Annotated in this window: 26 protein-coding genes, 2 tRNA genes and 1 pseudogene; 10 read left to right on the top strand and 19 right to left on the bottom strand. The window is 34.6% G+C overall.

The features are described 5' to 3' along the window. Window positions 1-2: 2 nt before the first annotated feature. Window positions 3-443 carry an RDD family protein gene (locus IPP61_08545; GenBank protein MBL0325212.1) on the bottom strand — a complete coding sequence of 147 codons (441 nt, stop codon included), beginning with the start codon at window positions 441-443 and terminating at the stop codon, window positions 3-5. A gap of 226 nt (window positions 444-669) precedes the next feature. Then, a complete protein-coding gene (gene ilvA, locus IPP61_08540; GenBank protein ID MBL0325211.1) occupies window positions 670-1,920 on the bottom strand; it encodes a threonine ammonia-lyase in 1,251 nt (416 codons plus the stop codon). Window positions 1,921-2,188: 268 nt separating this feature from the next. Here ilvA and IPP61_08535 point away from each other — a divergent pair. Together IPP61_08535 and IPP61_08530 are read left to right on the top strand one after the other, a co-directional pair. Then, a pseudogene (locus IPP61_08535) lies at window positions 2,189-2,532 on the top strand (transposase). A gap of 7 nt (window positions 2,533-2,539) precedes the next feature. Beyond that, the gene (locus IPP61_08530; protein ID MBL0325210.1) at window positions 2,540-3,508 is read left to right on the top strand and encodes a transposase; all 969 of its coding nucleotides are present in this window, start codon (window positions 2,540-2,542) and stop codon (window positions 3,506-3,508) included. Between the two features lie 146 nt (window positions 3,509-3,654). Here IPP61_08530 and IPP61_08525 read toward each other — a convergent pair. Together IPP61_08525 and IPP61_08520 are read right to left on the bottom strand one after the other, a co-directional pair. Continuing rightward, a tRNA-Leu gene (locus tag IPP61_08525) sits at window positions 3,655-3,740 on the bottom strand. 52 nt (window positions 3,741-3,792) lie between these two features. Further along, window positions 3,793-3,865 (bottom strand) — tRNA-Gly (locus IPP61_08520). 147 nt (window positions 3,866-4,012) lie between these two features. On the opposite strand from IPP61_08520, the gene IPP61_08515 reads away from it, so the two are divergent. The 8 genes from IPP61_08515 to IPP61_08480 all read left to right on the top strand — a co-directional run bounded on the left by IPP61_08515 (window position 4,013) and on the right by IPP61_08480 (window position 11,027). Beyond that, the gene (locus IPP61_08515; protein ID MBL0325209.1) at window positions 4,013-4,615 is read left to right on the top strand and encodes a bifunctional phosphoribosyl-AMP cyclohydrolase/phosphoribosyl-ATP diphosphatase HisIE; all 603 of its coding nucleotides are present in this window, start codon (window positions 4,013-4,015) and stop codon (window positions 4,613-4,615) included. 26 nt (window positions 4,616-4,641) lie between these two features. After that, entirely contained in the window at window positions 4,642-4,995 is a 354-nt protein-coding gene (locus IPP61_08510; protein ID MBL0325208.1) for a phage holin family protein, read from the top strand. Beyond that, window positions 4,992-5,384 (top strand): hypothetical protein, encoded by a 393-nt coding sequence (locus tag IPP61_08505; GenBank protein ID MBL0325207.1) that lies wholly within the window; start codon window positions 4,992-4,994, stop codon window positions 5,382-5,384. The genes IPP61_08510 and IPP61_08505 overlap by 4 nt, the downstream gene beginning before the upstream one ends. A gap of 1,104 nt (window positions 5,385-6,488) precedes the next feature. Then, window positions 6,489-7,418 carry a hypothetical protein gene (locus IPP61_08500; GenBank protein ID MBL0325206.1) on the top strand — a complete coding sequence of 310 codons (930 nt, stop codon included), beginning with the start codon at window positions 6,489-6,491 and terminating at the stop codon, window positions 7,416-7,418. A 117-nt stretch (window positions 7,419-7,535) separates the two neighbouring features. Further along, a complete protein-coding gene (locus tag IPP61_08495) occupies window positions 7,536-9,527 on the top strand; it encodes a gliding motility-associated C-terminal domain-containing protein (protein ID MBL0325205.1) in 1,992 nt (663 codons plus the stop codon). A gap of 39 nt (window positions 9,528-9,566) precedes the next feature. Continuing rightward, window positions 9,567-9,839: a hypothetical protein gene (locus IPP61_08490; protein ID MBL0325204.1), complete on the top strand. Its 273-nt coding sequence runs from the start codon at window positions 9,567-9,569 to the stop codon at window positions 9,837-9,839. Beyond that, window positions 9,836-10,183 carry a hypothetical protein gene (locus IPP61_08485; protein MBL0325203.1) on the top strand — a complete coding sequence of 116 codons (348 nt, stop codon included), beginning with the start codon at window positions 9,836-9,838 and terminating at the stop codon, window positions 10,181-10,183. Before IPP61_08490 ends, IPP61_08485 begins: the two co-directional genes overlap by 4 nt. After that, window positions 10,092-11,027 (top strand): hypothetical protein, encoded by a 936-nt coding sequence (locus tag IPP61_08480; GenBank protein MBL0325202.1) that lies wholly within the window; start codon window positions 10,092-10,094, stop codon window positions 11,025-11,027. The genes IPP61_08485 and IPP61_08480 overlap by 92 nt, the downstream gene beginning before the upstream one ends. Here the strand turns inward: IPP61_08480 and IPP61_08475 are convergent, their stop codons facing one another. The 15 genes from IPP61_08475 to IPP61_08405 all read right to left on the bottom strand — a co-directional run bounded on the left by IPP61_08475 (window position 11,028) and on the right by IPP61_08405 (window position 25,793). Further along, on the bottom strand, window positions 11,028-12,944 hold the full coding sequence (locus IPP61_08475; protein MBL0325201.1) for a polysaccharide biosynthesis protein: 1,917 nt from the start codon (window positions 12,942-12,944) through the stop codon (window positions 11,028-11,030). A gap of 142 nt (window positions 12,945-13,086) precedes the next feature. Next, window positions 13,087-14,451: a hypothetical protein gene (locus tag IPP61_08470; protein MBL0325200.1), complete on the bottom strand. Its 1,365-nt coding sequence runs from the start codon at window positions 14,449-14,451 to the stop codon at window positions 13,087-13,089. 85 nt (window positions 14,452-14,536) lie between these two features. Then, window positions 14,537-15,643, bottom strand: a complete 1,107-nt coding sequence (locus tag IPP61_08465) for a DegT/DnrJ/EryC1/StrS family aminotransferase (GenBank protein ID MBL0325199.1) — start codon at window positions 15,641-15,643, stop codon at window positions 14,537-14,539. Continuing rightward, window positions 15,633-16,283 (bottom strand): acetyltransferase, encoded by a 651-nt coding sequence (locus IPP61_08460; protein MBL0325198.1) that lies wholly within the window; start codon window positions 16,281-16,283, stop codon window positions 15,633-15,635. The genes IPP61_08465 and IPP61_08460 overlap by 11 nt, the downstream gene beginning before the upstream one ends. Before the next feature lie 2 nt (window positions 16,284-16,285). Beyond that, on the bottom strand, window positions 16,286-17,026 hold the full coding sequence (locus tag IPP61_08455; GenBank protein ID MBL0325197.1) for an SDR family oxidoreductase: 741 nt from the start codon (window positions 17,024-17,026) through the stop codon (window positions 16,286-16,288). After that, window positions 17,019-17,252, bottom strand: a complete 234-nt coding sequence (locus IPP61_08450) for an acyl carrier protein (protein MBL0325196.1) — start codon at window positions 17,250-17,252, stop codon at window positions 17,019-17,021. The genes IPP61_08455 and IPP61_08450 overlap by 8 nt, the downstream gene beginning before the upstream one ends. 1 nt (window position 17,253) lies before the next feature. Further along, a complete protein-coding gene (locus IPP61_08445; protein ID MBL0325195.1) occupies window positions 17,254-18,249 on the bottom strand; it encodes a ketoacyl-ACP synthase III in 996 nt (331 codons plus the stop codon). Window positions 18,250-18,251: 2 nt separating this feature from the next. Further along, window positions 18,252-18,854, bottom strand: coding sequence for a sugar transferase (locus tag IPP61_08440; GenBank protein ID MBL0325194.1), 603 nt, complete (start codon window positions 18,852-18,854; stop codon window positions 18,252-18,254). 4 nt (window positions 18,855-18,858) lie between these two features. After that, window positions 18,859-19,233 carry a hypothetical protein gene (locus IPP61_08435; protein MBL0325193.1) on the bottom strand — a complete coding sequence of 125 codons (375 nt, stop codon included), beginning with the start codon at window positions 19,231-19,233 and terminating at the stop codon, window positions 18,859-18,861. 71 nt (window positions 19,234-19,304) lie between these two features. Next, window positions 19,305-20,069 (bottom strand): glycosyltransferase family 4 protein, encoded by a 765-nt coding sequence (locus IPP61_08430; protein MBL0325192.1) that lies wholly within the window; start codon window positions 20,067-20,069, stop codon window positions 19,305-19,307. 25 nt (window positions 20,070-20,094) lie between these two features. Continuing rightward, the gene (gene wecB, locus IPP61_08425) at window positions 20,095-21,231 is read right to left on the bottom strand and encodes a UDP-N-acetylglucosamine 2-epimerase (non-hydrolyzing) (protein ID MBL0325191.1); all 1,137 of its coding nucleotides are present in this window, start codon (window positions 21,229-21,231) and stop codon (window positions 20,095-20,097) included. Next, entirely contained in the window at window positions 21,228-22,340 is a 1,113-nt protein-coding gene (locus IPP61_08420) for an NAD-dependent epimerase/dehydratase family protein (GenBank protein ID MBL0325190.1), read from the bottom strand. The genes wecB and IPP61_08420 overlap by 4 nt, the downstream gene beginning before the upstream one ends. Further along, window positions 22,337-23,347: a polysaccharide biosynthesis protein gene (locus tag IPP61_08415; protein MBL0325189.1), complete on the bottom strand. Its 1,011-nt coding sequence runs from the start codon at window positions 23,345-23,347 to the stop codon at window positions 22,337-22,339. Before IPP61_08415 ends, IPP61_08420 begins: the two co-directional genes overlap by 4 nt. Continuing rightward, on the bottom strand, window positions 23,344-24,483 hold the full coding sequence (locus tag IPP61_08410) for a glycosyltransferase (GenBank protein ID MBL0325188.1): 1,140 nt from the start codon (window positions 24,481-24,483) through the stop codon (window positions 23,344-23,346). Before IPP61_08410 ends, IPP61_08415 begins: the two co-directional genes overlap by 4 nt. Before the next feature lie 2 nt (window positions 24,484-24,485). After that, the gene (locus tag IPP61_08405; protein ID MBL0325187.1) at window positions 24,486-25,793 is read right to left on the bottom strand and encodes a hypothetical protein; all 1,308 of its coding nucleotides are present in this window, start codon (window positions 25,791-25,793) and stop codon (window positions 24,486-24,488) included. Window positions 25,794-25,809 lie beyond the last annotated feature (16 nt).

Below are 25,809 nucleotides of genomic sequence, written 5' to 3'. Positions count from 1 at the left end.
TCTTATTCGTTCACCACTTTTGTTCGCGACACTTTATCGTGCCATCCGAATCTTTTTTGACTAAAAAATGTAAGAGGTTCGTAGGGTAAAAATCTGGAAAAAGAACGAATCAATATTCTCCAAAATGCCGGCTTTTCTCCATTAAAATCTACCACTTTGGTCTTCGTGATGGATTTTCCGATTGTTTTTCCAAATAAACTCTCCGAAACGATATAATAAAACGGCCAAAAAAAGTAAAAAAACAATACAAAAATTGCATCATTTTCCAGAAAACTATATTCCATAAAAATGCCGGAAAAATCCAGAATTAGGTTCAAAATCAATGATAATAAGCCGGCTAAAAAGATTGAAACAAGGTAATCAACCAAGAAATTAATTAGTCTTTTCTCTTTGCTAGCCAGAACCAACCGGGGTTGTGAATTTTCAATAAAAATTGTTTCCATACTGCTGGATAGATTATCAAGTGGTAAATTTAGGATATTTTTATAATTACACTTAAATGCTCAAGTTAATATTCAAAATACTGGACAATAAAAGTCCATTGAACTCAATCTTTCAAAACATCCTCAGCCGGAAATTCCAGACCTTCAAAAATCTGGCATTTGATAATGTCTGAAGAAATAAACAGGCGGTGCGAAATTATTTGAAACTTTCCAAAATTAAACAAAATCAAATCAAAAACTCAAATAAATCGGGTTTATCATTGATATAGGTAAACTGTACATTGGCTGCCTTCATCCTTTCGAGCAGATGCGGGAATTCATCTTTGTTACTGAGTTCCAAACCAACCAAAGCAGGGCCTCGCTCTCTGGAGGTTTTTTTCGAATATTCAAAAAACACAATGTCCACCGTTTTGCCCAATACCTCTTCCAGAAACTCTTTAAATGCACCTGATCTTTGTAAAAACCTGATAATGAAATAGTGTTTCAGGCCTTCATAAAGCAACGATCGCTCTTTTATTTCTTCTGTCCGGGTGATATCATTGTTTCCACCACCGATGATGCAGACTACGTTTTTGCCTTTGATTTTTTCTTTGATAAAATCTAAAGCCGACACGCTCAAGGCACCCGCCGGCTCAGCTACTATGGCCTCCTCGTTGTAAAGCTGAAGAATGGTGGAGCAAACTTTCCCTTCGGGAACCAACAAAATATCATCCAGTTTGTCTTTAACAATCTCAAAAGTGAGGTCACCCGCACGCTTCACAGCGGCACCATCCACAAATTTATCAATGTGTTCGAGAGGTGTTACTTTGTTATTTTTAATCGAAACCTTCATCGTAGGTGACCCTTCGGGCTCAACGCCTATCAGTTTGGTTTTGGGACTCAATGTCTTGAACACCGTACACACTCCTGACGATAAACCTCCGCCACCAATTGCGAAGAGCAGGTAATCAATTTTAAAATCGGCATCTTTAAATATCTCCAGGCCTACCGTTCCCTGACCTTCAATTACTTGTTCGTCATCAAAAGGATGCACAAAAACCCCACCCTCTTCTACAATATGCCGCTGTGCAGCATCAAAAGAATCATCATAAGTATCTCCTTCCAGCCGAATCTCCACCCACTCTTTTCCAAACATTTTCACCTGTTTTATCTTCTGGGCGGGGGTGGTTGTAGGCATATAAATCAGGCCTTTTACACCCATTTTCTGACAAGCGTAAGCTACTCCCTGGGCGTGGTTGCCAGCAGATGCACATACTACTCCTCCTTTTAGTTGCTCGGGACTCAGATTGGCCATCTTGTTATATGCCCCTCTGATTTTATAGGATCGCACCACCTGAAGATCTTCCCTTTTCAGATAAATGTTAGCACCATATTTCTCTGAAAGATTCTTATTCAGCATCAATGGAGTTTTAATCGCTACGTCTTTTAGATTTGAGGCAGCAGCATATATGTTTTCGATATCGATTTTTGTTGGCATGAGTTTATTGAAGATTTTTTGGGGAACGGAAACCTTTCTCCACTCCAATTACAAAATAAGAGATTATTTTCCCGGAAATCAATTTTGAAAAAGGTATTCGAAATTTAAATTTTTATAACACAATAAGAATAATTGACGATTTCGAATTACCACAGTAGAATTCTAAAAAAAAAAGACCCAAAACTTTCGCTTTGAGTCTTTTTGGATCAATCAAAAAAGTTGGGGGGATAAAGAAAACTTATTTATTTTGGGTTCTAAATAATAGAAATTGAACCAAGACTTAATCCAATTACTTCTACCAGAAGGCTTATTTGAATACTTTGAAGTAGTTAAAGTAGAAAAATTAGAAAGTTCTTTCAATATCCATATTGCAGAACGAAATCTAATTCCTAAAGAATTCGGAGGTCAAAAACTTGAATCCAAAGGGTACTTTGAAGAAGAATCTGTGAGGGATTTTCCACTTCGTGGCAAGGCTTGTTTTTGAAAATTAAGCGACGCAAATGGCTCAATCATGACACAGGAAAAATAGTTTACAGAAACTGGGATTTAGTTGCTTCAGGAACGCGAATGACATCAGAATTTGCGGCTTTTTTAAAAGGAGCTTTTAGATAACACACCTATTAGTTGCAAAATAATAGGTGAATTGTTTCAATTAGACGGTAAACGCCTACAAGAGCAATATGCTGCCCACCTGAGTGGATATACAACTTGGGTTCAACGAGAACATGCTCAACAGTGGATACTTTTTCCCGAAAATATTGGCGAATATTTATCATTAGACGAGACCTGTCTTTCAAATGGTGATTTGTATACTATACTTACAAACAAAGCGGCAAAGGGCAAAAAGGGAGCTTTAATTGCTATGGTGAAAGGTACTGTAAGTGATACGGTCATTGAGGTTTTGTACAAAATCCCAGAGTCCAAGAGGAAGAAAGTAAAAGAAGTAACATTGGATTTAGCCCCAACTATGGAACGAATCGCTAAGAGAAGTTTTCCAAAAGCTAAACTGGTATCTGATAGATTTCATATCCAAAAACTAGCTAATGATGCAGTACAAGAAATCAGAATCAAACATCGTTGGGCGGCAATAGAACAAGAAAATAAAGAAATAGAATATGCTAAAGAATTAAAGAAAAGATACGTTCCCGATGTTTTGGAAAACGGCGATACCTTAAAGCAACTATTAATCAGAAGCCGATTTCTTTTGCATCAAAGAGAAAATAAATGGTCTGCTTCTCAAGTACACAGGTCTGAGGTTTTATTTAGACTATATCCCGATTTAAAACAGGCCTACGACCTCAGCATAGAACTATCCAATATTTTCCATCAGTCAAAAAATAGACTAATAGCATTTAAAAAGTTAGCCTTATGGTATAATTCAGTAGAGAAGTTTGAGGAGAAAACATTCAATACCATCGCCAGAACTATTCAGAACAACTATGAATACATCCTTAACTACTTCGATAATAGAAGTACAAATGCTTCAGCAGAGTCTTTCAATGCAAAAGTAAAAGCACTAAGAAGCCAATTTAGGGGTGTAAGGGATATTAGCTTTTTCTTATTCAGATTACAAAAAATATATGCGTAATCCCCCCCCCAACTTTTTGGGTTGATCCGTCTTTTTCAGTACCGGGGACGGGACAGGGACGCCTGCCCGGTCGCCCCCGTACAAGCGATAAGGCTCAATTTAAAAAACAAAAAAGGTCTTAAAACCTAAGTTTTAAGACCTTTGAGTACCGGGGACGGGAATCGAACCCGTACGAGCGATAAGGCTCACAGGATTTTAAGTCCTGCGTGTCTACCAGTTCCACCACCCCGGCAGCCGTAAGAAAAAAAAAAGTCCCCATTTTCATAGGAACTTTTTATCTCTTGAGCGAAAGACGGGTCTCGAACCCGCGACCTTAACCTTGGCAAGGTTACGCTCTACCAACTGAGCTACTTTCGCTATTAAAGAACCTGTCTCGTTCAATGTGGGTGCAAAGATAGAAGTACTTTTTTTATTTGTCAAGGCTATTCTCAAAAAAAATAATAAAATTTCTGTTTGAACTGAAATTTCCTCAAAGCCTGCGTATTTTTGCCTAATTTTTAATTTATGGAAAGAAAACCCGATTTCTCTAAAGGCTTATTGCCCGCAATTATTCAGGACTCATTGACCGGCAAAGTTTTAATGCTGGGTTACATGAACGATGAAGCCTTTAATAGTACCATTTCAACAAAAAAAGTAACTTTTTTCTCCAGATCGAAAGATAGACTTTGGACCAAAGGCGAGACTTCAGAAAATTATCTCAACTATGTTTCCCATGCTGTTGATTGCGACAATGATTCCATTTTGATCCAGGCCTCACCTGATGGGCCCACCTGTCACACCGGTGATGACACCTGCTGGCAGGAAGAAAATACAGGGAAAGTACAGTTTATCAGACATCTCACTGAGGTTATAAAAGATAGAAAAAACAATCCCAGCGATGTTTCCTATACTGCCTCGCTCTTTAAAAAAGGCATCAATAAAGTTGCTCAAAAAGTAGGTGAAGAAGCTGTTGAGCTGGTTATTGAAGCCAAGGATGATAATAAAGATTTATTTTTGGGAGAGGCGGCAGATCTGTTGTTTCATTATTTGGTGTTGTTGGAAGCCAAAGAATATACCCTTGATGAAGTGCTGGAAGTGCTAATTAAAAGACATCAACTAAAGTCCTGATTATAAAATTATTAAATTAAAAAATTATGATCAATTACATTGTAAGATTAGTGATTATCGGTGCAATCGTGATGATTGTCCCCCGTTATCTGAAAGGAATATATGTGGATTCTTTCCTCACCGGAGTAATAGTAGCTTTTGTGATGAGTATCCTAAATACCTTCGTTAAGCCAATACTCAAGTTTATCTCAATTCCTGTTACATTCATGACCCTTGGATTATTTTCTTTGGTCATAAGTGTTTTGATGGTATATGTTTGTGATTATTTGGTCGATGGCTTTAATGTTACAGGTTTTTTGCCTCCTTTGCTTTTAAGTATTCTAATTTCGGTTTCCAACAGTCTTGTTGGTTTATTCCAGCCTGATAAGAAAGATAAATGAAAAGATTCTTAATTCTTATTTTTATTTTCTCGTCTTGCAGTTATTCCAAACCTCTGGATATTCCGGGATTTGATAAAACTGTTTTCAGTGGTGATCGTGGAGCCTGCAAAAACCAGCGAAGTACGATGAGGGAGACTTTATTCAAAAACAAAGATATGATTTTGGGTATTTCGGAGAATGAAGTTTTCAAAGCATTGGGCAGATATGATTATCAGGGTTTAGGGAGAAAAAATGAAAAATCCTGGGTTTATTTTTTTGAAAAAGGCCCTCAATGCGAAAATATCCAAAATCCCACTTCTTCAGAAGCCATGATTTTACAATTTAATTCCATAGGATTGGTTAAAGAAGTTGTATTTAATAAGGGTGGACTGGCCTCAGAAATACCGTAATTTTTTTCTTGAAACATTACGTTCGGGTTTCGACTTTCATTCAAATAATATTTCTTAATGATCTTAATTCCTTCATGTTTAAAAACATAACTCCCATTTTTTTGAAACATTAAGGTAGATTAAGAAATTATGGACATTAAGATGGGTGCTGATTTTCTTTCAAATAATATTTCTTAATAATCTTAATCTCTTCATGTACTTCCTGTTTCATATTGGAGAACAGTTGGCTTCTTTGTGCATTTTGCGGCACCTTTGAGTCTTTTGTGTAATATGAAAGTAACACAAAGACCGCTAAGAAGACACGAAGTTTCACGAAGTAATTGCCCAAATCTCTCAACGTACCTCATGTTTTATATTATAGAATACTGCCTTCTTTGTGCATTTTGTGGCTCCTTTGTGTCTTTTGCGTAATCAAAAGTATCGCAAAGACCGCTAAGAAGACACGAAGTTTCACAAAGAAATTGCCTAAATCTCTTAACGTGGCTCATGTTTTAAATTTTGGAACACAGACTTCTTTGTGGATTTTGTGGCTCCTTTGTGGCTTTTGCTTAATTGAAAGTAACACAAAGACCGCTAAGAAGACACGAAGTTTCACGAAGAAATTGCCTAAATCTCTTAACGTGGCTCATGTTTTAAATTTTGGAACACAGACTTCTTTGTGCATTTTGCGGCTCCTTTGAGTCTTTTGCGTTATTAGATTTTAGGCAACAGGCAGTAGGCAACAGTTATTTTCAGTTAGAAAGGTGGTATTTAGAAAGAGTGAATTCTTAATGTACTTAAACCCTTCATACTCTTAATGTTAATGTTCAAGGAATTCCTTGTGCATTTTGCGGCTCCTTTGTGGCTTTTGCGTAATAAAAAGTATCGCAAAGACCGCTAAGAAGACACGAAGTTTCACGAAGAAATTGCTTTAATCCCCCAATTTCCTTCATATTTGAAACATCACTCACCTTTTTTGTTAACATTAAGGTAGATTAAGAAATGAAGGGCATTAAGTAAACCGGTTTCCTCATGCAATTTTGAATTTCGCTTTCTAAAATATATCAAATATCAGTACCTTTGCGTTAGATATACGCCGGGATCAAAAAAATGCCTGCTTTTGGGATGAGGTTAATTCTTTTTACTTGTATTTTTTTAATATTTTTTGCTTCTGGCCGGGCACAGCAGAGCCGGCTTACCACCAACACTACCCTAAGTATTTCCCTGGGCTCAAGTACTTACTATGGAGATTTGTCTCCTTACAGATATCCATTCAGGGGAATCATAAAATCCAGTTCATTCAATGGAGCAATTTCTCTTACCCGCGAACTCAATGAAAGATGGGCCCATCAATTAGATTTGCGATTTACAGAGCTACACGGCAGTGATTTTAAATACAATACCAATTTATTCGGCAATCAAAACGTTTTTTCAAACTTACTGGAAAGAAACCTTCATTTCAGAAATCATATTTACCAGGTTTCTTATGCTCTAAAATTCTATATCATTGAAAACAATGCCACTATCAATCGCAGACGAGGCAACTTTTTACCGTATCTCATTGCAGGAGTTGGGCTTGCCTCCAATAACCCAAAAGCCAAAGCTCCATCAGCTGATGGAAGCGGTGCCTGGCAGGCCTTAAGACCCTTGCATACCTCCGGCGATGGCATAAGTTATTCTCCTGTTTTTTTAAACCTGCCTTTGGGAATAGGTTTTAATAAAAAAATAAACCGCCGCTGGGATTTTAAAGCCCAGGTGATGTTCAATATCCCCTTCAACGACTATCTCGATGATGTGAGTGGTACATTATATTTGAGCAAAGAAGAATTCTCTAACAGTGATTCTTATACTTTTCACAATCGTATTTTTGAAACTACCGACGCTCTGACCGGAAAAAACCGTATGGAAGTTCTGTTAGCCAATGGGATAAAATTGGAAGAAGTGGACCTTTTGGGAAAAAGCAAGGGCTCCAGCTCAACACCCTTAACCTATTACGATATTTATTTGACCACTGAAATAGGACTCACCTATTGGCTGGACTGGAAAATCAGATAATTGCCCTTCTCTTTTTAGAGTTTAAGCCCGCTAAATAAATTTTCGAATCACTGACCCGGAAATTTCATTAAATTAGTGAAAAAATTTCTCCCTTTTTTGAAAAGCTTAGCTTACATATTGGCTTTACTTCTTATCATGCCCGGTAGTGTAGTTTTGGCACAAAGCCAAAACCTATGTAATACCTTGCCTGCCGGTGCTGTAAGCGGTGCTTTCGAAATAGATGGAAATATCACATCGGGTTGCACCCCCCTTACATTAAAAGTAAAAGACCTTTCCGGAGCGGAAGAAGTTCATTATATGTTTGATTACAGAGATGAAACCTCAATACAACTGGATTGGATTGGAAGTAAAGATGCTGAAGGTGCCATCATTAATATAAGTGACAGCCCTAAAGATTATAAAATTATCCAGTATGGCAAAAAAGGTGGGCAGGAAATGTACACCTGTAAAATTGTAACGGTATTACCTAAACCCAAAGTAACTTATACCCAATGTAATAATTTTGTTACCGTTTTTATTCCCAAACAAAATCTGGCCTCCAATCAGAAAATTAATTTTAAATTAAACACCCTGGCGGATATTTCTTTATCTATTCCGGATTTACCCTATAATTCCGGTCCAAAAACGGTTACTTATCCTTCGACCTTAAGCTTTTATTATTTGGACAATTCCAGCCAAAAAATTTGTGAAGTAAATCAAACCATTACCAATAATGCATATCTAAACCCAAATCGGGGAAATATTTCTTCAATTGAAATGGTTTCTTCGACGGAAGCAAAAATGGAGTTTTCCGGTGCTTTTGACCCATATGGTTATTATATAAATTTATCTGAAAAACATTCTCCAAATCCTTCTGTTCTTTTAGATAAAAAACCACCCGGTATTTATTCTTTCAATTTGCCGGATTCAAGCAAATCTTATTGTTTTTCTGTTTCGAGAGAAGAAAATTGCGGGGGCACCGAAAGATCATCATTTTTGTGTACGATTCCATTTGAACCTATTTCCCCGTCTCCTTCAGAAAACACCTTGAAATGGGACACCCCACCTATTCAGCTCAACAACAGCATGGTTCCATTACCTCCTATTTTTGGGAATATTACTGTAAAAAATTCAATAATAAGCAAAGAAAATAACACCCGACTACCCGACGATGTAATTTCAAATACTCTTTTATCTAAAACATATTCCATAGATTGTAAAAAAGATTATTGTTATCAGCTGGTTTCAATTTCAGAGGGAATATTTATGAATCAAAATTTCAAGGGCATTTCAAAATCACTTGAAAGATGTATTTCGAGAAAAACCATGCTGACCCCTGCCATTACAGATATTCTTCTGAATGTAACTGAAGACCAAAAAATTGAGATCGATTTTAAGGATGATTCGGGTTGGCCCTTGGCGAAGGATTGGTATTACTTGATTAAAATAAATAAAACAGATTCTGTAAAAACAGACAGTATAAGTACCAGTCCTTTTCATTTCAAACCTCATAATGCAGATCCCTCATCAGAAGAGCTTTGCTTTAGAATTCAATACAAGGATATTTGTGGAAGTAAATCCATTCCTTCTCCGAATGTTTGTAATCTAGTCCTGAAAACAGACAAAAATGAGGATTTACTCTGGAATAAAGCCCAACCTTTTGGAAATTCGACCATTGCTTCTTTTGACCTGCTGGAATATTTAGACAACCAAAATGCGGTCGGTAAGCAATATGGTATAAATAAATCAGAATCAAGTTTTCAAACCAACCTTGATCTATTTGAGACAGAGGCAAAATTCAGACTGAAGGCTATTTCCTCTCCGGGCAAAGAGAGCCATTCCAATATCGTATCCATACCCATTGAAGCATTATTTTATATACCTGATGCTATTTCAATGGATGGAAACCATATTAATGACTTATTGGAAATGAAAGGCAGATTTGGAAGAGTGAAACAAACCAACTTTGAAATCTATGATCGATGGGGAAGCATAATATATTCCGGTACAGGAAAAGATTGGAAACCGGAAGGAAATTTGCCCGCCGGTACTTATTTTTACAAAATATTTTTTTCACTCACCGACAAAACTTATCAAAGTAAATCGGGAAAGCTGGAAGTTTTGAAATAAATCCATAAACCTATAAATCTTAAAAATTGACCTTACGGTATGAAAATAAAATATTTACTAATTTTCCTTTTTACAATTAACCATTTTTCTTTTGGTCAAAAAAACATCTGGATCAATACCCGCATTTCAACTACCGCAGGCTTAATCGTTTCAAGTGATAGTCAGACGCCCTTTTTGATGAGAAGCTTGCAATATGGCACTGTTCCTATCAACAGTCAATTAGCTTATTTTTCGGGAAGTATCAAAAAAAAATATGATTCACTTTATACTGCAGATAAAAGCTCCGGAAATTTGATTGGGGCTATGAAATAGAACCCCATATCAATGCCGGTAAAATCAATCAGATCCTGCTCCCGCAAGCTTATATCAAAGTCCGTTATAAAATATTTGAATTTTTTGCCGGCCGAAGAAAAGAAATACAGGGATTGGTAGATACTTCCGGCACCATGGGCTCTTATATTTGGTCAGGAAATGCCTTACCTCTTCCCAAGCTGGATATTTCTATTCCCAGATTCACTTCAATAATTCCTGGTGGTTTGATAGCTATCAAAGGAAACTATGCCCATGGATGGTTTGGCGATGGGGACTCCGTTAAAAATTATTTTCTTCATCAAAAAGTTTCTATGGCAGGCTGGGAAAACCGCCTGGAAAATTAAAGTAATCGCCGGCTTCAATCATCAGGTACAATGGGGAGGAAGACCCGCCGTACCTTTTTATGATAAAATTAGTGACCAGATGATCTCGAGTTTTGGGTCGGATATTTCTGCCTATTTTAACGTAGTGACAGGATTAAGCATGGGTCGATTAGGAAGCTGGGACAGTCAGATTGGAGTACCAGCCAATGAAGCAGGAAACCGAACGGGTAACCATCTGGGTACTGTGGATGTGGGAGCAGAAATCAATACCAAATGGGGAAATATCCTGATTTACCGACAAAACATTTATGAGGATGGATCTTTATTTTATTTAAACAATATCAGGGATGGTCTAAATGGGGTTTCATTTACTCTGAAAAAAAACAAATTTCTTAAGAAATTCACTCTCGAATATCTGGATACCCGTTCTCAGGGGGGCAATACCTTTAGAAACGAAATAGCAGAATTGAGAGGGAGAGATAATTATTTCAATAACAGCATTTATCAGGATAGCTGGAGATATAGGAATAATAATCTTGGCAGTCCTTTATTAATTACCGAAATTGATCAAATCGAAAAATCTAATAAACAGAATCAAAATTATTTTGTCAATTCTAAAGTCAAGGCCATTAATCTTAAAGTATCCTATGTATTTTCATATCTTAACTTTTCTACACAAATACTTCATTCCAATAATAATGGAAGTTTGGAGTTCCCAATCAATGCCTCCCAATTTTCTTTTAAACAAGATTGTCACTGGAAATACAAAAACTATTTTTTGAGAGGGATTGTAAGTGCTGATATTGGCGAATATTGGAGCCAACATGCCGGTCTTCAATTTCAGATTCAAAAATTCTGGCGATAGTCAGACATTGCTTTTATCAAAAATTTCATATACAGAATTCTTGCTGATAAATTCCGGCACCATTCTTTTTAGATACTGTACTATTTCGGCCGGTGTCATATTATTCAATTCCGTTCGGGTATCGGTAAAAGCCTTATCCAGTTCCATAAAATCTCCGGCCTTGAGTTTAGCAACCATGATTTTAGGATGATGGGTTGGTAACGTGGTTTCTTTGTCTCCCAATAATTCTTCATACAGTTTTTCTCCGGCTCTCAGGCCCGAAAACTCGATGGGAATCTGGGTATAAGGTTCAAAGCCACTCAATCGAATCATCCTTTCAGCCAGATCCAATATTTTTACCGGCACACCCATGTCAAATACATATATTTCTCCCCCTTTACCCATGGTACCTGCCTCCAATACCAATTGACAGGCTTCGGGTATGGTCATAAAATACCTTATTATGTCCTTGTGGGTTACCGTTACCGGGCCTCCTTTTTCAATTTGCTTTTTAAACAAAGGGATCACTGAACCATTACTCCCCAACACATTGCCAAATCGGGTAACCACAAATCGAGTTTCATTTTCATGGTGAGAATTCAGACTTTGCACATACATCTCAGCCAACCGTTTACTCGCTCCCATTACATTGGTGGGGTTCACCGCTTTATCGGTCGAGATGAATACAAATTTCTCTGCCTTGTATTTACTGGCCAGTTTGGCAAGCATAGCAGTACCCATGGTATTGACTTCTGCTGCCTTGAAAGGGTTCTCTTCCATCATAGGCACATGCTTATAGGCTGCAGCATGAAAAACGATTTGAGGGCGGTATTTTTGAAATAATTTTTCCATCTGCACGGCATTGATGATGTTGCGGATTTCATATTTCAAACTTACTTCCCCTTTGGTTTTATATTTCAGTCGGGAAAATTCAGTCTCCAGATCATACAAAGGAGATTCGGCCTGATCCACCAGGATTATTTGGGTGGGATGGAAGGTAAGGATCTGTCTGACAATTTCACTTCCTATAGAACCTGCAGCACCAGTAATCATAACCACTTTAGATTCCAGATAATCATTCACCAGCCGATTGTTGATTTGTATGGTGGGCCTCTCCAGTAAATCTTCAATTCTGATATTCTGAATCTGATTGACACTCAACTGACCATTGATCCAATGACTTACCGGGGGTACCATTCTGATTTTTAGTCCCAGATCCATAAACTCATCGGCTATTTCACTTTTTCTTATGGGAGAGATGGCCTGTACAGCCATAATCAATTCAATATCCAAATGCCGTTTGTTCTCAATTACTTTTTTAACCTCTTCTTTATTCAGCACTTTAATACCCTCAATTGTCTTGCCGGTTTTATTGGGATTGTCATCCACAAAACATAAGATTTGATAGAGATTCTTCCGGTCATTTTGCAGGGTATTCTTGGTTATCATACCCAATTGACCGGAACCATAAATAATCACCGCTTTATTGGACTTAAAGGTATTGAGCAGGCTTTCATACACTGCTTTGATCAAAAACCTGCTAGCCACTAAACCCAGTGAGAGAACAAAAAAGTCAATAATTACAATGGAGAGCGGAATATGAAAATAATTGGAATAAAATTTAATATCAATCCAGGAAAGCAAATAAATAAGCATTGAGCTAAAAAGGGAAGCTTTAAAAAGCAATTTGGCATCCTCTACACTCGTGTGGCGGATAATCCCTTTATAGGATCCAAGCAAAAGAAACACTAAGGATTTAATAAAAATAACCCCCACCAAATGGTATTTAAATAAAAAAGGATCGGTATAGGTCAGCTTAAAATTAAAACGAATAGCTGTGGCCAACAAGAAAGCCAGGCCAACAATAAACATATCCACCGACAATACCAGCCATTTGGAGACGAAACGATCGTTGAATTTGTATAAAAATTTTACCATATTTTCTTGGCTTTGAAAAGTCTCTATAAACAAATTTAGATGTAATTGCCTGGTTTAGCAATTAATATGGTATAATTTTATTATCTGGTCATCATAAAAAAAGGTCGGTTGCCCGACCTTTTTTTAATTATTAAAAATCAAATTATTTTCTTTTCAAAGCCTCATTTTCAGCTTTCAGAGCCTTCACTTCTTTGTTTAATTCAATCATATAGAGTGTCAATTCTTCTATTTTCTCCATAAACATCTTCGAAGTTTCACCCACATCCATGCCATTGTCTTTCAACTGTTGAGCCGAAGGGACATTAGGCAAATGTTTGTTTTCTTTGGCAAATTTTTCTACTTGTTCTAAACTCATCATTTTATTAAGATACTCGGGTTCAAAAACATAATCAGCCCAATCTGCTGTAGTTTTTAAAGCAACTTTAACTTTTTCAGTAATGATTCCATCTTGCACAATAAGTCTATATGAGTTTTGAGTAGCATTTATAGTACCTGGCATAGAAAAACCAGCATCAAAATTTCCTATAGCAAGGAATCCAACCGTAGAGGATGTAGTTGATCCAGTGTTAATCTTTAAATTTTTATTGTCAAATTCCCCTTTGATTAAGGGATTAGCAGTATTTGATGCAGCAATGTATAATTTATTTGATCCAGTTTCATTATAACCAGCTTGATATCCAAGAAAAACATTAGAAGACCCAGTATTTAAATAACCAGAATTTGTACCAATTGAAACATTATAATTTCCCAAACTATTTGTATATAGTGCCTGTGAGCCAATGCCAGTATTAAATGTACCTAAAGTATTGTTATATAAAGCATTTGTTCCAATACCCAAATTATTATTCCCAGTTGTATTTAATCTCAAAGCATTTGTACCTATGGCCATATTTGATCCTGGTGTTGTTGAATTTGTTAACGCATTTTGACCTATACCCACATTATTATTCCCTGTCAAACCTGCCCCATTATACCCCATTGAAAATAATCCTAAACCAATATTGGCAGTACCAGTTACGTTTGTACCAACTCTATACCCAATTAATGTATTTGTAATTGACAATTCACCTGTCTTAAAACCGCCAATTTTTAAATTAATTGGTACATTACTTGGTGTTCCAATAAAACTAGAAGCAGTTGCAGCTGCTTTGTTAATAGTAGCAGTGCCATTTCCATCCAATGCCCAACCATTGATATCTAAGGTTGCGACAGATTTAGCCTCATCACCGGTCATTGGTTTCCAGGCATCTCCATCATAGAAATAAAATCCGGACTTTTCGTTGGTTTGATAAATCATCAATCCATTGGCAGGACTGGCAATATTGTTTCTTTGATCTACGGTAAGCCTCGGAATCAACAAACCTTTGTTTGCAGACTGAATATCGAGTACTGCAGATTGATCAGGAGTAGAAGTCCCGATCCCCACATTGTCTTTGGTGGCAGCTTTTTGAGCCATGGTAGCGGTGGCCAGTAAAGTACCGATAGCGAGTAAATAAACTTTTTTCATGTTATCAATATTTTATGTTATTCAAATTTTCATTATAAAAGTATAGTAGTTTTTTGCGATAAAAAAATTCTATTTGTATTTTTTATTAAATGGATTTCAAATTTAACAATTTTACAATTCTTTCCAAATCAGAATCAATCAAATTTGAGCCTGATGGCAGACAAAGTCCTTTCTTAAATAGATTTTCCGAAATTCCATTTAAGTAGGAGGGATAATTTTCAAAAACTGGTTGTAAATGCATGGGTTTCCAGAGTGGACGACATTCAATGTCTTCACTTTCCATTCTTAACCTCAATTCTTCTCTTTCTTCAAAACTGCCGGTAATGATGGCTGATAACCAACGGTTAGATTCCAATCCACCTATCCCCTCCTGAAATTCATAAGATAGATTTTCTTTATAAAATCTATAATTCTCTCTTCTGTTTTTTACCCATTGATCCAAAACTTCCATTTGACCTCTTCCAATACCTGCCGCAATATTACTCATGCGATAGTTGTAACCAATGTGTGAATGTTGGTAGTGAGGAGCAGGATCTCTGGCTTGTGTTGCCAAAAATCTGGCCATTACAATTTTTTCTTTATCATTCGAGACCAAAGCACCACCACCAGATGTAGTGATTATTTTATTCCCATTAAAAGAAAACACCCCAAAATCCCCAAAAGAACCTACTTTAGCTCCTTCAATCTCCGAGCCCAGGGCTTCTGCTGCATCTTCGATGAGAATAATATCATACTTCTCACAAATCATTTTTATTTCCTTCATTTTTGCAGGCATACCATACAAATGCACCACAATACAAGCTTTGGGCTTTTTGCCATTGGCCATTCTGTCTACAATCGCTTTTTCTAAAAGCGATGGATCCATATTCCAGGTTTCGGCTTCACTATCCACAAATACCGGAATTGCCTTTTGATATACAATAGGATTGGCCGTTGCCGAAAAAGTGAAACTTTGACACAGAACTTCGTCTCCTTCTTTAACATCTGACAAAATTAATGCCAGATGTATGGCAGCAGTTCCTGAAACCAAAGCCGCACAATGCTCTGCTCCAACATAATGGGCAAGGGTATTTTCAAATCCATCTACATTTGGGCCTAAAGGGGCAATCCAATTGGTATCAAAAGCCTCTTTTATATATTTCTGCTCGGCACCTCCCATATGCGGAGAGGATAACCAGATTTTATTTTTCATGAAATTTGATAGGTTTTGCAGGTAAACCAACTGCTGTACAATTTGGAGGGAGAGATTTGTAAACTACTGCACCTGCTCCAACAATAGTATTTTCGCCAATTTCCAATTGATTTATAATTTTCGCTCCAGTTCCGATATAAACAGATTTTTTCAAATTTACTTCACCTGAAATATTAACTCCTGGCATAATTGAACAAAAATCTTCTATTACCGTATCATGACCAACAGTACAGGCTAAATTAAGTATAATAAAATTACCAAATTGTACATTCGTAGTAATAATATTACCTTCACAAATAATATTTCCAACACCAAACTTATTACCGTAGTTATTTAAAAATACAAGAGGGTGAATAATATTTGGAAAAAGTATAAATTTATTCTTTATCAATTTTTCGATAATACTCTTTTTTGTCAATGGGTTTCCAATAGCTACAACAACATTTATTTCCTCATTTTGTTTAGATAAGTAATCAATGCCACCTAAAACAGGAAAACCATTTATCATTTCTCCTGAAGCTATTCCATCGTCAATAAATCCAAAAAAAGCGTATTGTTCTTCAAGTCTATTAATAGCCTCAATAAGAGAAAGAACCTCTCTCCCAAATCCCCCGGCTCCAATTATTACTATTTTTTTCATTTCTATTCCGCTGAATATGCACCATCAACAATTAAATCTATTCCAGATATCCATTGAGATTTACCAATGGCTAAAAATAATACCGCTGGTACAACATCTTCTACCTCACCTATTCCTAATGGATGTTTTTCTATGATTCTGTTCCTACTTTCCTGACCTACTTCAAGGAATAATCTTTGGGTCAATTCTGTATTTACAATACCGGGAGAAACTGAATTTACACGAATTTTTCGCTTTGATAATTCCAGGGCTGAAGATTTCACCAAACCATTTATTGCGGCCTTTGAGGAACAATATCCAATTTTTCCTGGTTGACCTAAATTCCCCATAACGGAGGAAACTAATACTACACTTGAACCATCGTTTGAATATTTTTTTAAAGAAAATAGTCGAAGAATCTCTATTGTAGAAAAAATATTAACTGTAAATATTTCGAAAATTTTCGAATTGTTATATTGTTTTAAAGGAATGGTCTCCTCAAAACCAGCACAATTAATAAATGAATCAAATTTTAAATTATGCTCCTCCACTTTCTGAAAAATCTCTGAAACATTTTCTATTTGGGATAAATCTACTTTAATAGGGAAAAAATTATTTTTAAGTTCCTCTTTGAAATTATCAATTTTTTGAAAATTCCTACCCACACCAAATACTTTATGGCCTTGTAAAAGCAATTCTTTTAAAATCCCGAATCCAATTCCTGAAGTTGCTCCAGTTAGCAATATTACTTTGGGATTATTCATCGAACTTTTCAGGACCAATTTTAGATATCAAATCCTTGAAAGTGTCAATTTTCTCAAGTTCTAAGGCATTCAATGAAATATTAAATTTCCTTGAAACAAATCCAATAAGAACCATAACATTCATGGAATCCCAATCCGGTAAAGCTTTGAAATTTGTATCAAAATCGACCGTAGAGTCTAATTCCAATTCTTCTATTGCTTCTTCAAGAAACTTTTGTTTATTCATTTTATAAATTGTTTGAAATTTTTATTAAACCACCAGACCAGGAAAGGCCTACCCCAAAACCTAATATTAAAATATTTTGAGGGAATGATAAATTTGAATTATTTGAATATTTTTTTAATGCAATAGGTATGGTACTTGAAACTGTGTTACCCTCAAATCTCAAATCATTAAAAAAATTATCATTTTCAACTTCAATCATTTTTCTCAAATGGTTTAACATGAAACTATTTGCCTGATGAAAAATGAACTGATTAACTTCAATCTTATTTATTTCATTTTTCCTGAGAATTTGTTCAACAGAATCCGGCACAACATTAATTGTAAAATTAAAAACTTCAGGCCCATCCATGTATAGATATTCATCGTTCTCTTTAAAAACCGAATTTTCGGGAGAAAATGCAATACTTTTCGAGCCGCTTCTTTTGATAATTAATTTTTCATAACCTGAACCATCTGTCCCAAATATAAAATCACCTATTCCTTTCTCAAAATCTTTGACAATTAAAGTTGCAGTGGCAGCATCTCCAAAAATTGAACGATTAGTTCTATCCGATTGATGCAAGTATTTTGTATAGGTATCCGCTGTTACAAGTAATATTTGATTTGCCATGTCTCCTTCAATCAATGATTTAGCCAAGCTTAATCCATAAGGATAACCTGAACAACCTAAATTAAAGTCAAGTGCACCAATGTTTTTTCTTAAACCCAATCTATCCTGTAAAATACAAGCTGTTGTAGGAAGTATGTATTCAGGGCTTTGGGTACAATATAATATAAAGTCAATTTTGTCTTTGTCAAATCTCTCAAATAACTTATCGCATGCTAATTTTGCCAAATCCAAAGCAGTTTGATTAATCTCAGAAACATGCCTTTCAAAAATCCCAACTTTTTTCTCAAATTTTTGAAAATCGTAATCTGGAAACTCCGATTGCAATTCAGAATTGGTTAAAACCCCTTTTGGCAAATAGTATTCAATTGCCTTTATTGAAACGCCCATATTCAATTTCCATTAAATGTTTCCATAGTTGCCATACCTTCTTGATTAATACCCTCTGATTTAAAGACTTTCAAAATTGTAAGCCAAAATATCTTCAAATCTAGGGAAAAACTCAGATTTTCAACATACCAAACGTCAAATTCGAATTTTTTTTGCCAACTTATGGCATTCCTGCCATTGACCTGAGCCCAACCGGTTATTCCAGGTTTTACATCATGCCGACGTTTTTGAAATTCATTGTACAGTGGTAGATATTGAATTAGCAAGGGTCTTGGACCAATCAGACTCATGTCTCCTTTTATTACATTAAATAGTTGAGGGAGTTCATCGAGTGAGGTTTTTCTTATAAATTTCCCTAAGGAAGTTAATCTTTCTGAATCTGGCAGCAAATTTCCATTCTCATCCTTTTTGTCGTTCATGGTTTTAAATTTCACCAATTTGAATATTTTTTCATTTTTTCCTGGCCGGTTTTGGTAAAAAAATACGGATTTTACATTGAAAAAATATAACAGGATGCATATTCCAATAATGAATGGAAAAAAAATCAATGATAATATCAATGAAATAACCAGGTCAAAAGGTCTTTTAAAAAATGAATTATACATATTATCAATCTGTGATTTTTACTTTCTGATGGATTAAGTTAAAAGATAAATCAGCTGTAAAATTGGTTTTCAATAAATTATAACCGTTTTCTCCTTCATTTTTTAGGCATTCGGGGCAATCTATATAATAGTTGACAGCCTCTTTCATTTTTGAAATATTGCCTGAAAGTACTGCTTTCCCTGAATTTGTCTGCTCTAATATTAAACCGATATCGGTAGATTCATCTGTTGCAGAAATTACGGGAAGTTTATTTTCAAGATAGCTCAATAGGCGGGAAGGGAAATTTGGTATTGTAAATCTTTTATCAAGAAATATTAATCCTATATCACAATTTACAATTAATTCGTCAAATTCTGATTTGGGGAGATTTGCAATCATTTTCACATTGGAAAACGATTCATTTTCAATAAAACCTCTTAAGGAATTCTCTTCTGTTCCTCCTCCTACAATTAAAAAAAATGTGTTTTTGTTATTTTTAAATTCAAAAGGGTATCTTTTAAAAAAGATATTCCCTGTGGTATTCCCAAATTCCCGGAATAAATCAATTTCAAAGTATTTTTGGGAATGCCATGTTTTTCTAAAACTGAATAATTTTTAGGAGGGAGGTCAATAAGCTCAATTGAATTGGGGTTAATCTCTATTTTTTTATTGGTCAGATAGTTGTAATGATTCTCAAGAAACTTTTTATTTGCTTCTGACATACAACCTATGTAGTCGGATAATTCATACAATTTTTTTTCTTTCTTTTCGAAAAAACGATGCAAAAGCCCTCCTGATTTCATCATTTCCAAATCCACCGCGTTTTGAGGAAATATGTCTTTTAGGAGAAGGTAGGTAATCCCTCCTTTTTTCTTCAGATACGCAATGGGTTTTATCAATGTTATGGGAGGTGTGGAATATAGAATAACATCATATTTTTGATCTTTAAAAAAAAACCTGATTGCTTTTAATAACTGAAATTCAATAAGTAGTGTTCCCAGGCCTTTTTCAATAAAACTAGTTTTCTGAATATTAAGTGTCCTTACCTGTAATATTTCATAGTTTTCTTGCCGGATAATTCTTGTTTTTTCACCAAAACGCCTTTCTATTGGGCAAATAATGGTTACATAGTAATTATTTTTAATAAATTGGCGTAACAAATCCTGATAGATTCCTCTTTCGTCCAAAGAATCAATTCTTACTAAAGTTAAAAATATTAATTTGCTTTTCTTCACAAAAATTAGAATTTGAAAAACGGATTTATTGCTCCTGCCAAACAGTTCTTTTTATATAATCTACATAGGAAATAATTATCCTGACTACTTTTTCTGAAACATTGGGCATAGAATAATCTGATACCGGTAACAGGTTTCTTTTCTCTTTGAGGTTTTGGTTCAAAACCTGTATGAGACCCTGCATTATTCTATCGGTATTAAGTCCAACCATCATCACCGAAGCTTGCTCCATTGCCTCGGGTCTTTCATGAGCATCTCTGATATTTAGGGCTCTGAAATTTAAAATGCTTGATTCCTCTGAAATCGTCCCTGAATCAGAAAGAACTGCATAAGATTGCATCTGAAGGGCATTGTAGTCGTGAAATCCAAGGGGTTTTAAGAACTGAACTTCGGGTCTGACTTTTACCTTTAGTTTTTCTATCATGTTACGAGTTCTGGGGTGAGTTGAAACAATGATCGGATAGCCATATTTTTCGGCAATCAAATTCATACTGTCAATCAAGCCCATAAAATTCTTTTCAGAATTAATATTTTCTTCTCTGTGAGAAGAAACCACGAAGAATTCACCTTTTTTTAAATTGAGTTTTTCCAAAACATTGGATTTCTCTATTTGGGGTCTGTAATGATTTAAAACCTCAAACATGGGTGAGCCCGTTTTGATGATTCTATCTGCAGGCAGCCCCTCCCTCAATAAATATTCTCTGGCAATATCGCTGTAAGTAAGATTTATATCAGAAATATGATCAACAATCTTTCTGTTGGTTTCTTCGGGTACCCTCTGGTCAAAACATCTGTTCCCTGCTTCCATATGGAAAATAGGGATATGTCTCTTTTTTGCGGGAATGGCACACAGGCAGGAATTGGTGTCGCCTAGTACCAGAAAGGCATCCGGTTTTAATTCCTCCAACAGGGGATCTATTTTGATTAAGATATTTCCAACAGTCTCGGTAGCGGTTTTTCCTGCCGCCTCCAGGAAATAATCCGGTTTTCTAAGATTTAAATCTTCGAAGAAAATTTGATTCAATTCATAGTCATAGTTTTGGCCGGTATGAATAATTATGTGCTCAATTGCCTCTGAGTTATCCAGGGCATCCAATACCCTTGACAATCTTATAATTTCTGGACGGGTACCTACAACGGTTACAACTTTTAATTTTTTCATACAGTTTCAAAATAAGTATCCGGATCATTGGGATCAAAAGCCTCATTTATCCAAAATACAGTTAATAACTCTTCATTACCAATATTCTTAATATTATGTGTGAACCAAACCGGCATATCTACATAAGAAGGAGATTCTCCGTCGAGAAAAAAATTGAATACTTTTTCGGAACCAACTTTTCTTAATTGAATAAGAGCCTTCCCTTTTATTACAGCAAATCTCTCAATCTTCCGGGTATGAAAGTGATTCCCTCTGGTGATTTCAGGAAATGTGGTAGAATAGGAAGTCTGTCCACCAATATCCGACCTGATAATTTCTACAAATCTCCCCCGATTATCGGCATGAGGAATCAAAGGACGGGGGTTTATTTCAGGATTAATAAAACTCCGGAAAGTATTAAAAAGATTAATTTCAAATTTGTTACTGAGAACAGGTATTTGTCCGGCTTCAAGGTATTGAACTTTATACTGAGATAATAGTCGTAATACCTCAGAAACTTTAATGTGGTAGCCCGGTTCAATAATTTCTTCTTTGATTCCGGAAAAAATAAGATTTTTGGTAATTCTTTCAACCAATTCCTGAACATATATTAAACCAACTTCAGAATCGACTTTAATTTCAGGTTGGTGATTGTTAAGCAGCTTATGGCAAAATGTAGCAACAAAAGAATTATAGTCAGGTAAACCAAAAGGACCAAAGACATTTGGAATTTGCATAGAAACAAAAGAACTGTTATGCTCAGTGGCAAAGGTCTTAAACAGTTCCTTTCCTTTTAGCTTTGATTTTCCATATAAATTATCCTGAGTTTCCTGAGTGGAAGACGAAAATAAAATCAGAGGATATTTTTTTGCATTTTTACAGGCAGCTATTAGTTTTTCAACCAGCGTTACATTGGTATTATATATAATTTCCTGATTTTGATGCCGGTTTAATGCCGACAAATGCACTATAACATCACACTCTTTTACAAATTCAATAAGTAAAGAAGTATCTTCAAAATACTCCCGATTAAAATTTACAAGTGTGAATTCTTCTTTTTTTGTATTTAGCCATTGATATAAATGCCAACCTACGAATCCATTCTGCCCGGTAATACCAATTTTTTTCATTTTTTCAATCCTGATAAATCTTCCTGAATAAAAGATAACTTCAAAAGCAATTTTTTCATGCCTTCAATATCAAGCCTCTCCGTATTATGTGAGTGGTAGTCTTCGATCTGTGAAATATCTTCAACCCCTTCTGAAAAGAAATTGGCATAATTTAAGTCCCGGCTGTCCATTGGGATACGGAAATATTCTCCTAAATCTTCGGATTTAAGTCTTTCTTCCCGGGTTAATAAAGACTCATAGAGTTTTTCTCCATGCCTTGTTCCAATGGTTCTAATTTCAGATTTAGAATTATAAAGTTCTAAAACAGCTTTGGCTAATACCTCTATCGTAGCTGCGGGAGCTTTTTGGACAAATAAATCTCCGGCTTTACCATTTTCAAAAGCAAACCACACTAAGTCAACAGCATCTTCCAGTGTCATCATAAACCTGGTCATAGATGGATCGGTGAGCGTAAGATGTTTGCCTTCTTTTATTTGTTCTACAAAAAGTGGAATAACTGACCCCCTGGAGGCCATCACATTTCCATATCTGGTGCCACATATTATAGTATCAGTGGAGTTTCTGGATTTGGCAATAAAAACCTTTTCCATCATTGCCTTAGAAATACCCATGGCATTGATTGGGTAAACTGCTTTATCGGTGCTCAAAACCACTACTTTTTTTACACCATAGTTAATGGCAGCCTGTAGAACATTTTCGGTACCCAAAACATTGGTTTTTACGGCCTCAATTGGAAAAAACTCACAGGAGGGTACTTGTTTTAAAGCTGCTGCATGGAAAACATAATCCACACCTACCATGGCATTTGCTACAGAGTAATAATCACGAACGTCGCCGATATAAAACTTAACTTTGGAGTTACTCAATTGCCTTCTTAGGTCATCCTGTTTTTTTTCATCTCTGGAAAATATCCTGATTTCAGAGAAAAAATCTGAATCCAAGAATCTGGTTAATACAGCATTTCCGAAGGAACCCGTGCCTCCTGTAATAAGTAGCGTTTTCATCATTTCAATTTCTTAGAAAATAAATAATAATACTTCTCTAATTTAATATTCATTTCCTCTGGTTTATTGGAAAATTCATATGCCTTATTACTTTGGACATTAAATTCTTTTTGGTTCATATAAAGGAAATATTTAATTATATCAAAAAATTCATCTTTATTATTCAAATTTGCACAAAAAACACCATTATCATTTTCCCGCCAGGGTGTCCTATCTCTACTTATTAATACTGGTGTTCCACAGGATAGTGATTCATAAATTACATGTCCAAAATTTTCTGATAATGTCGGGAAAAAAAAAAGATGATAATTACTTAACAAACCTATTACATTAACCTTTTCAATTTCTCCCAAAAAATTAAATTTAATTTTTGAAGATAATTCATCCACTTTTTTGAGGCAGATATTCCAATAATCCTTATTTTCAATTATACCAGCTACATTGAATTCGATTTCACCATCTATATTTTTTAATTCAACAAGAGTTTCTAACGCAAATAATAAATTCTTCTTTGGAACAATTCTTGAGAAAAAAACAATCTTTAACTTTTTTTCTTCTTTATTTCTATATTTTAGATTGTAATTGGAATTTGGAATATTCTCTGCAAGAATAACTTTGTTTAATGAAAAAATTTGTTTAATATTTAATTCTTCATTTTGATTAGTAGCATGAAAAATAACATTTTTATATTTAATAACTATTTTAAGTAAATAAATAAATATCTCTTTTTTAAATTTTTGTAAATTCAAAACCTCTGGTTCTAATTCGCCTCTTGGTGCAATAATTGTAGTTCTATTTTTTCCCTTATTCAAGTTCAAAAAAGAAAACAAAACACTTACAGTACTAAGGGAGAAAAAACTATTCATATATAAAAAATCTGGAGATTCCTTATTGATAATTAATAATTTACCAAACAAAAACTCAAAATTTGATAAATAATAAAGAGTTATGTTGTCATTTATTACTTTTCTATTTACCGGAAACTTTTTTTTCTTTAGACCAAAATCATAGTTTCTAGTTATGATTACTATTTTATAATCAGATTTTAATTTTTCAACAAAATTATTAACACTATTTACAGGGCCACCCAATCGAAAACCAGGCAAAAAATGTTCAATTACTATTACAATCTTTTGCATTCTCAATATTTAAATTTATATAATCTCTTTAATTCAGTAAAAAAATATATAAAGAATAATAATAAATTATGATTAATAATAATTGGAACAACTGACTGAATACCCGCTCTGTTTAAATTATATGCCACAATCACTACGAGATAAATCAATAGCATAATATATTTTTGATTTAAATAATAAAGTCTATTTAAAGTACTTAAAATTAAAGCAACAAAAATAGCATTTAACCAAAAAAAATATTTTCCAAAAACATATAAACTCTCTGTAAGAAATCCTGGGAGAAATACATTAAAATTTTGATCACTTCTTGAAAAACCACTTACAATCTCAGACATTTCATAAGAAGGTAAAGCAAATTCCAACTTTATTACTCCAAATTTGGGAATTGGAAGAGTAATTAACCATTTGAAATAGTTTGTCAAATTAATTGTTTTCCCTGAATTTAATATCTCTTTGGATATAGTTGGTAAAGAAGTTTCCGATTTTACAACAAATTCAATTATTTTAGAAAATGAATTGAATTCAATGTAATCCATGGCATCCTTTCTAAAAAACTGATAATAAAAACTAAATAATACGAACAAAGGGAAAATAAATACGCCAATTATTAGCAATTTTTTACGTAAGTCTTCCCTTTCAATCCATAAAAACAATATTATTTGAATTATCGAAGTAAGCAATATGGCCCTGCCAATATATTCATTAAAACAATATTGCAAATACAAGTTTACCAATAAAAAAAAGATAATTTTATAAGAATTTTTTCTAAATTTATATAGTAGAATAAGAATTAAAGGATACAAAACAGTAATTACGTAGGTTAAAATTTTACTAAGAATATTCGTTTCAAAATCATTGAATCTGTTTAATAAGTTTTCAGCTATATTTGGTTTGGGAGGAATTATTAAATTCATAATTTTATTTTCCGGAAACAGAAAAAGAATAAACCAACTAAAAAAATAAAGGTTTACCAAAGTTTTGAAAATTAGTGGATATGATAAAACTTCAAAAGTTTTAATAATAGAGGCTTTTGAAAGAAAACCGAAAGAAATCTTGGAAAAAACCAAATAGCTTAAGCCAAATACATAATTGAATATTGTAAAATAAATTGGATACAATTCTACTAATCCTGTACTATAAATAACAGCACATCCGTTGTAGAAATAATAAAAAAATATAAAAATAAAATAATTTGCTTTACTAAAAAAAAAAACCTTCTGCCTCAATATTATTATTGAAATTGGTAAGTTAAATAGAATTAATAGACCAAGATTACCGAATGACTCTATTTCAAAATTGTATTTTAACATATTTGAGAATAAAGAT

It is taken from the genome of Cytophagaceae bacterium (assembly GCA_016722655.1).
GTDB lineage: Bacteria > Bacteroidota > Bacteroidia > Cytophagales > Spirosomataceae > Leadbetterella.
This window is presented reverse-complemented; position numbering and strand designations above follow the sequence as displayed.

Excerpts from the sequence above, each read along its gene's own strand:
- IPP61_08545 (MBL0325212.1), bottom strand. The coding sequence starts at position 443 with ATGGAAACAATTTTTATTGAAAATTCACAACCCCGGTTGGTTCTGGCT.
- ilvA (MBL0325211.1), bottom strand. The coding sequence starts at position 1,920 with ATGCCAACAAAAATCGATATCGAAAACATATATGCTGCTGCCTCAAAT.
- IPP61_08515 (MBL0325209.1), top strand. The coding sequence starts at position 4,013 with ATGGAAAGAAAACCCGATTTCTCTAAAGGCTTATTGCCCGCAATTATT.
- IPP61_08510 (MBL0325208.1), top strand. The coding sequence starts at position 4,642 with ATGATCAATTACATTGTAAGATTAGTGATTATCGGTGCAATCGTGATG.
- IPP61_08505 (MBL0325207.1), top strand. The coding sequence starts at position 4,992 with ATGAAAAGATTCTTAATTCTTATTTTTATTTTCTCGTCTTGCAGTTAT.
- IPP61_08500 (MBL0325206.1), top strand. The coding sequence starts at position 6,489 with ATGAGGTTAATTCTTTTTACTTGTATTTTTTTAATATTTTTTGCTTCT.
- IPP61_08490 (MBL0325204.1), top strand. The coding sequence starts at position 9,567 with ATGAAAATAAAATATTTACTAATTTTCCTTTTTACAATTAACCATTTT.
- IPP61_08480 (MBL0325202.1), top strand. The coding sequence starts at position 10,092 with ATGGATGGTTTGGCGATGGGGACTCCGTTAAAAATTATTTTCTTCATC.
- IPP61_08475 (MBL0325201.1), bottom strand. The coding sequence starts at position 12,944 with ATGGTAAAATTTTTATACAAATTCAACGATCGTTTCGTCTCCAAATGG.
- IPP61_08470 (MBL0325200.1), bottom strand. The coding sequence starts at position 14,451 with ATGAAAAAAGTTTATTTACTCGCTATCGGTACTTTACTGGCCACCGCT.
- IPP61_08465 (MBL0325199.1), bottom strand. The coding sequence starts at position 15,643 with ATGAAAAATAAAATCTGGTTATCCTCTCCGCATATGGGAGGTGCCGAG.
- IPP61_08460 (MBL0325198.1), bottom strand. The coding sequence starts at position 16,283 with ATGAAAAAAATAGTAATAATTGGAGCCGGGGGATTTGGGAGAGAGGTT.
- IPP61_08455 (MBL0325197.1), bottom strand. The coding sequence starts at position 17,026 with ATGAATAATCCCAAAGTAATATTGCTAACTGGAGCAACTTCAGGAATT.
- IPP61_08450 (MBL0325196.1), bottom strand. The coding sequence starts at position 17,252 with ATGAATAAACAAAAGTTTCTTGAAGAAGCAATAGAAGAATTGGAATTA.
- IPP61_08445 (MBL0325195.1), bottom strand. The coding sequence starts at position 18,249 with ATGGGCGTTTCAATAAAGGCAATTGAATACTATTTGCCAAAAGGGGTT.
- IPP61_08440 (MBL0325194.1), bottom strand. The coding sequence starts at position 18,854 with ATGTATAATTCATTTTTTAAAAGACCTTTTGACCTGGTTATTTCATTG.
- IPP61_08435 (MBL0325193.1), bottom strand. The coding sequence starts at position 19,233 with ATGATTGCAAATCTCCCCAAATCAGAATTTGACGAATTAATTGTAAAT.
- wecB (MBL0325191.1), bottom strand. The coding sequence starts at position 21,231 with ATGAAAAAATTAAAAGTTGTAACCGTTGTAGGTACCCGTCCAGAAATT.
- IPP61_08420 (MBL0325190.1), bottom strand. The coding sequence starts at position 22,340 with ATGAAAAAAATTGGTATTACCGGGCAGAATGGATTCGTAGGTTGGCAT.
- IPP61_08415 (MBL0325189.1), bottom strand. The coding sequence starts at position 23,347 with ATGATGAAAACGCTACTTATTACAGGAGGCACGGGTTCCTTCGGAAAT.
- IPP61_08410 (MBL0325188.1), bottom strand. The coding sequence starts at position 24,483 with ATGCAAAAGATTGTAATAGTAATTGAACATTTTTTGCCTGGTTTTCGA.
- IPP61_08405 (MBL0325187.1), bottom strand. The coding sequence starts at position 25,793 with ATGTTAAAATACAATTTTGAAATAGAGTCATTCGGTAATCTTGGTCTA.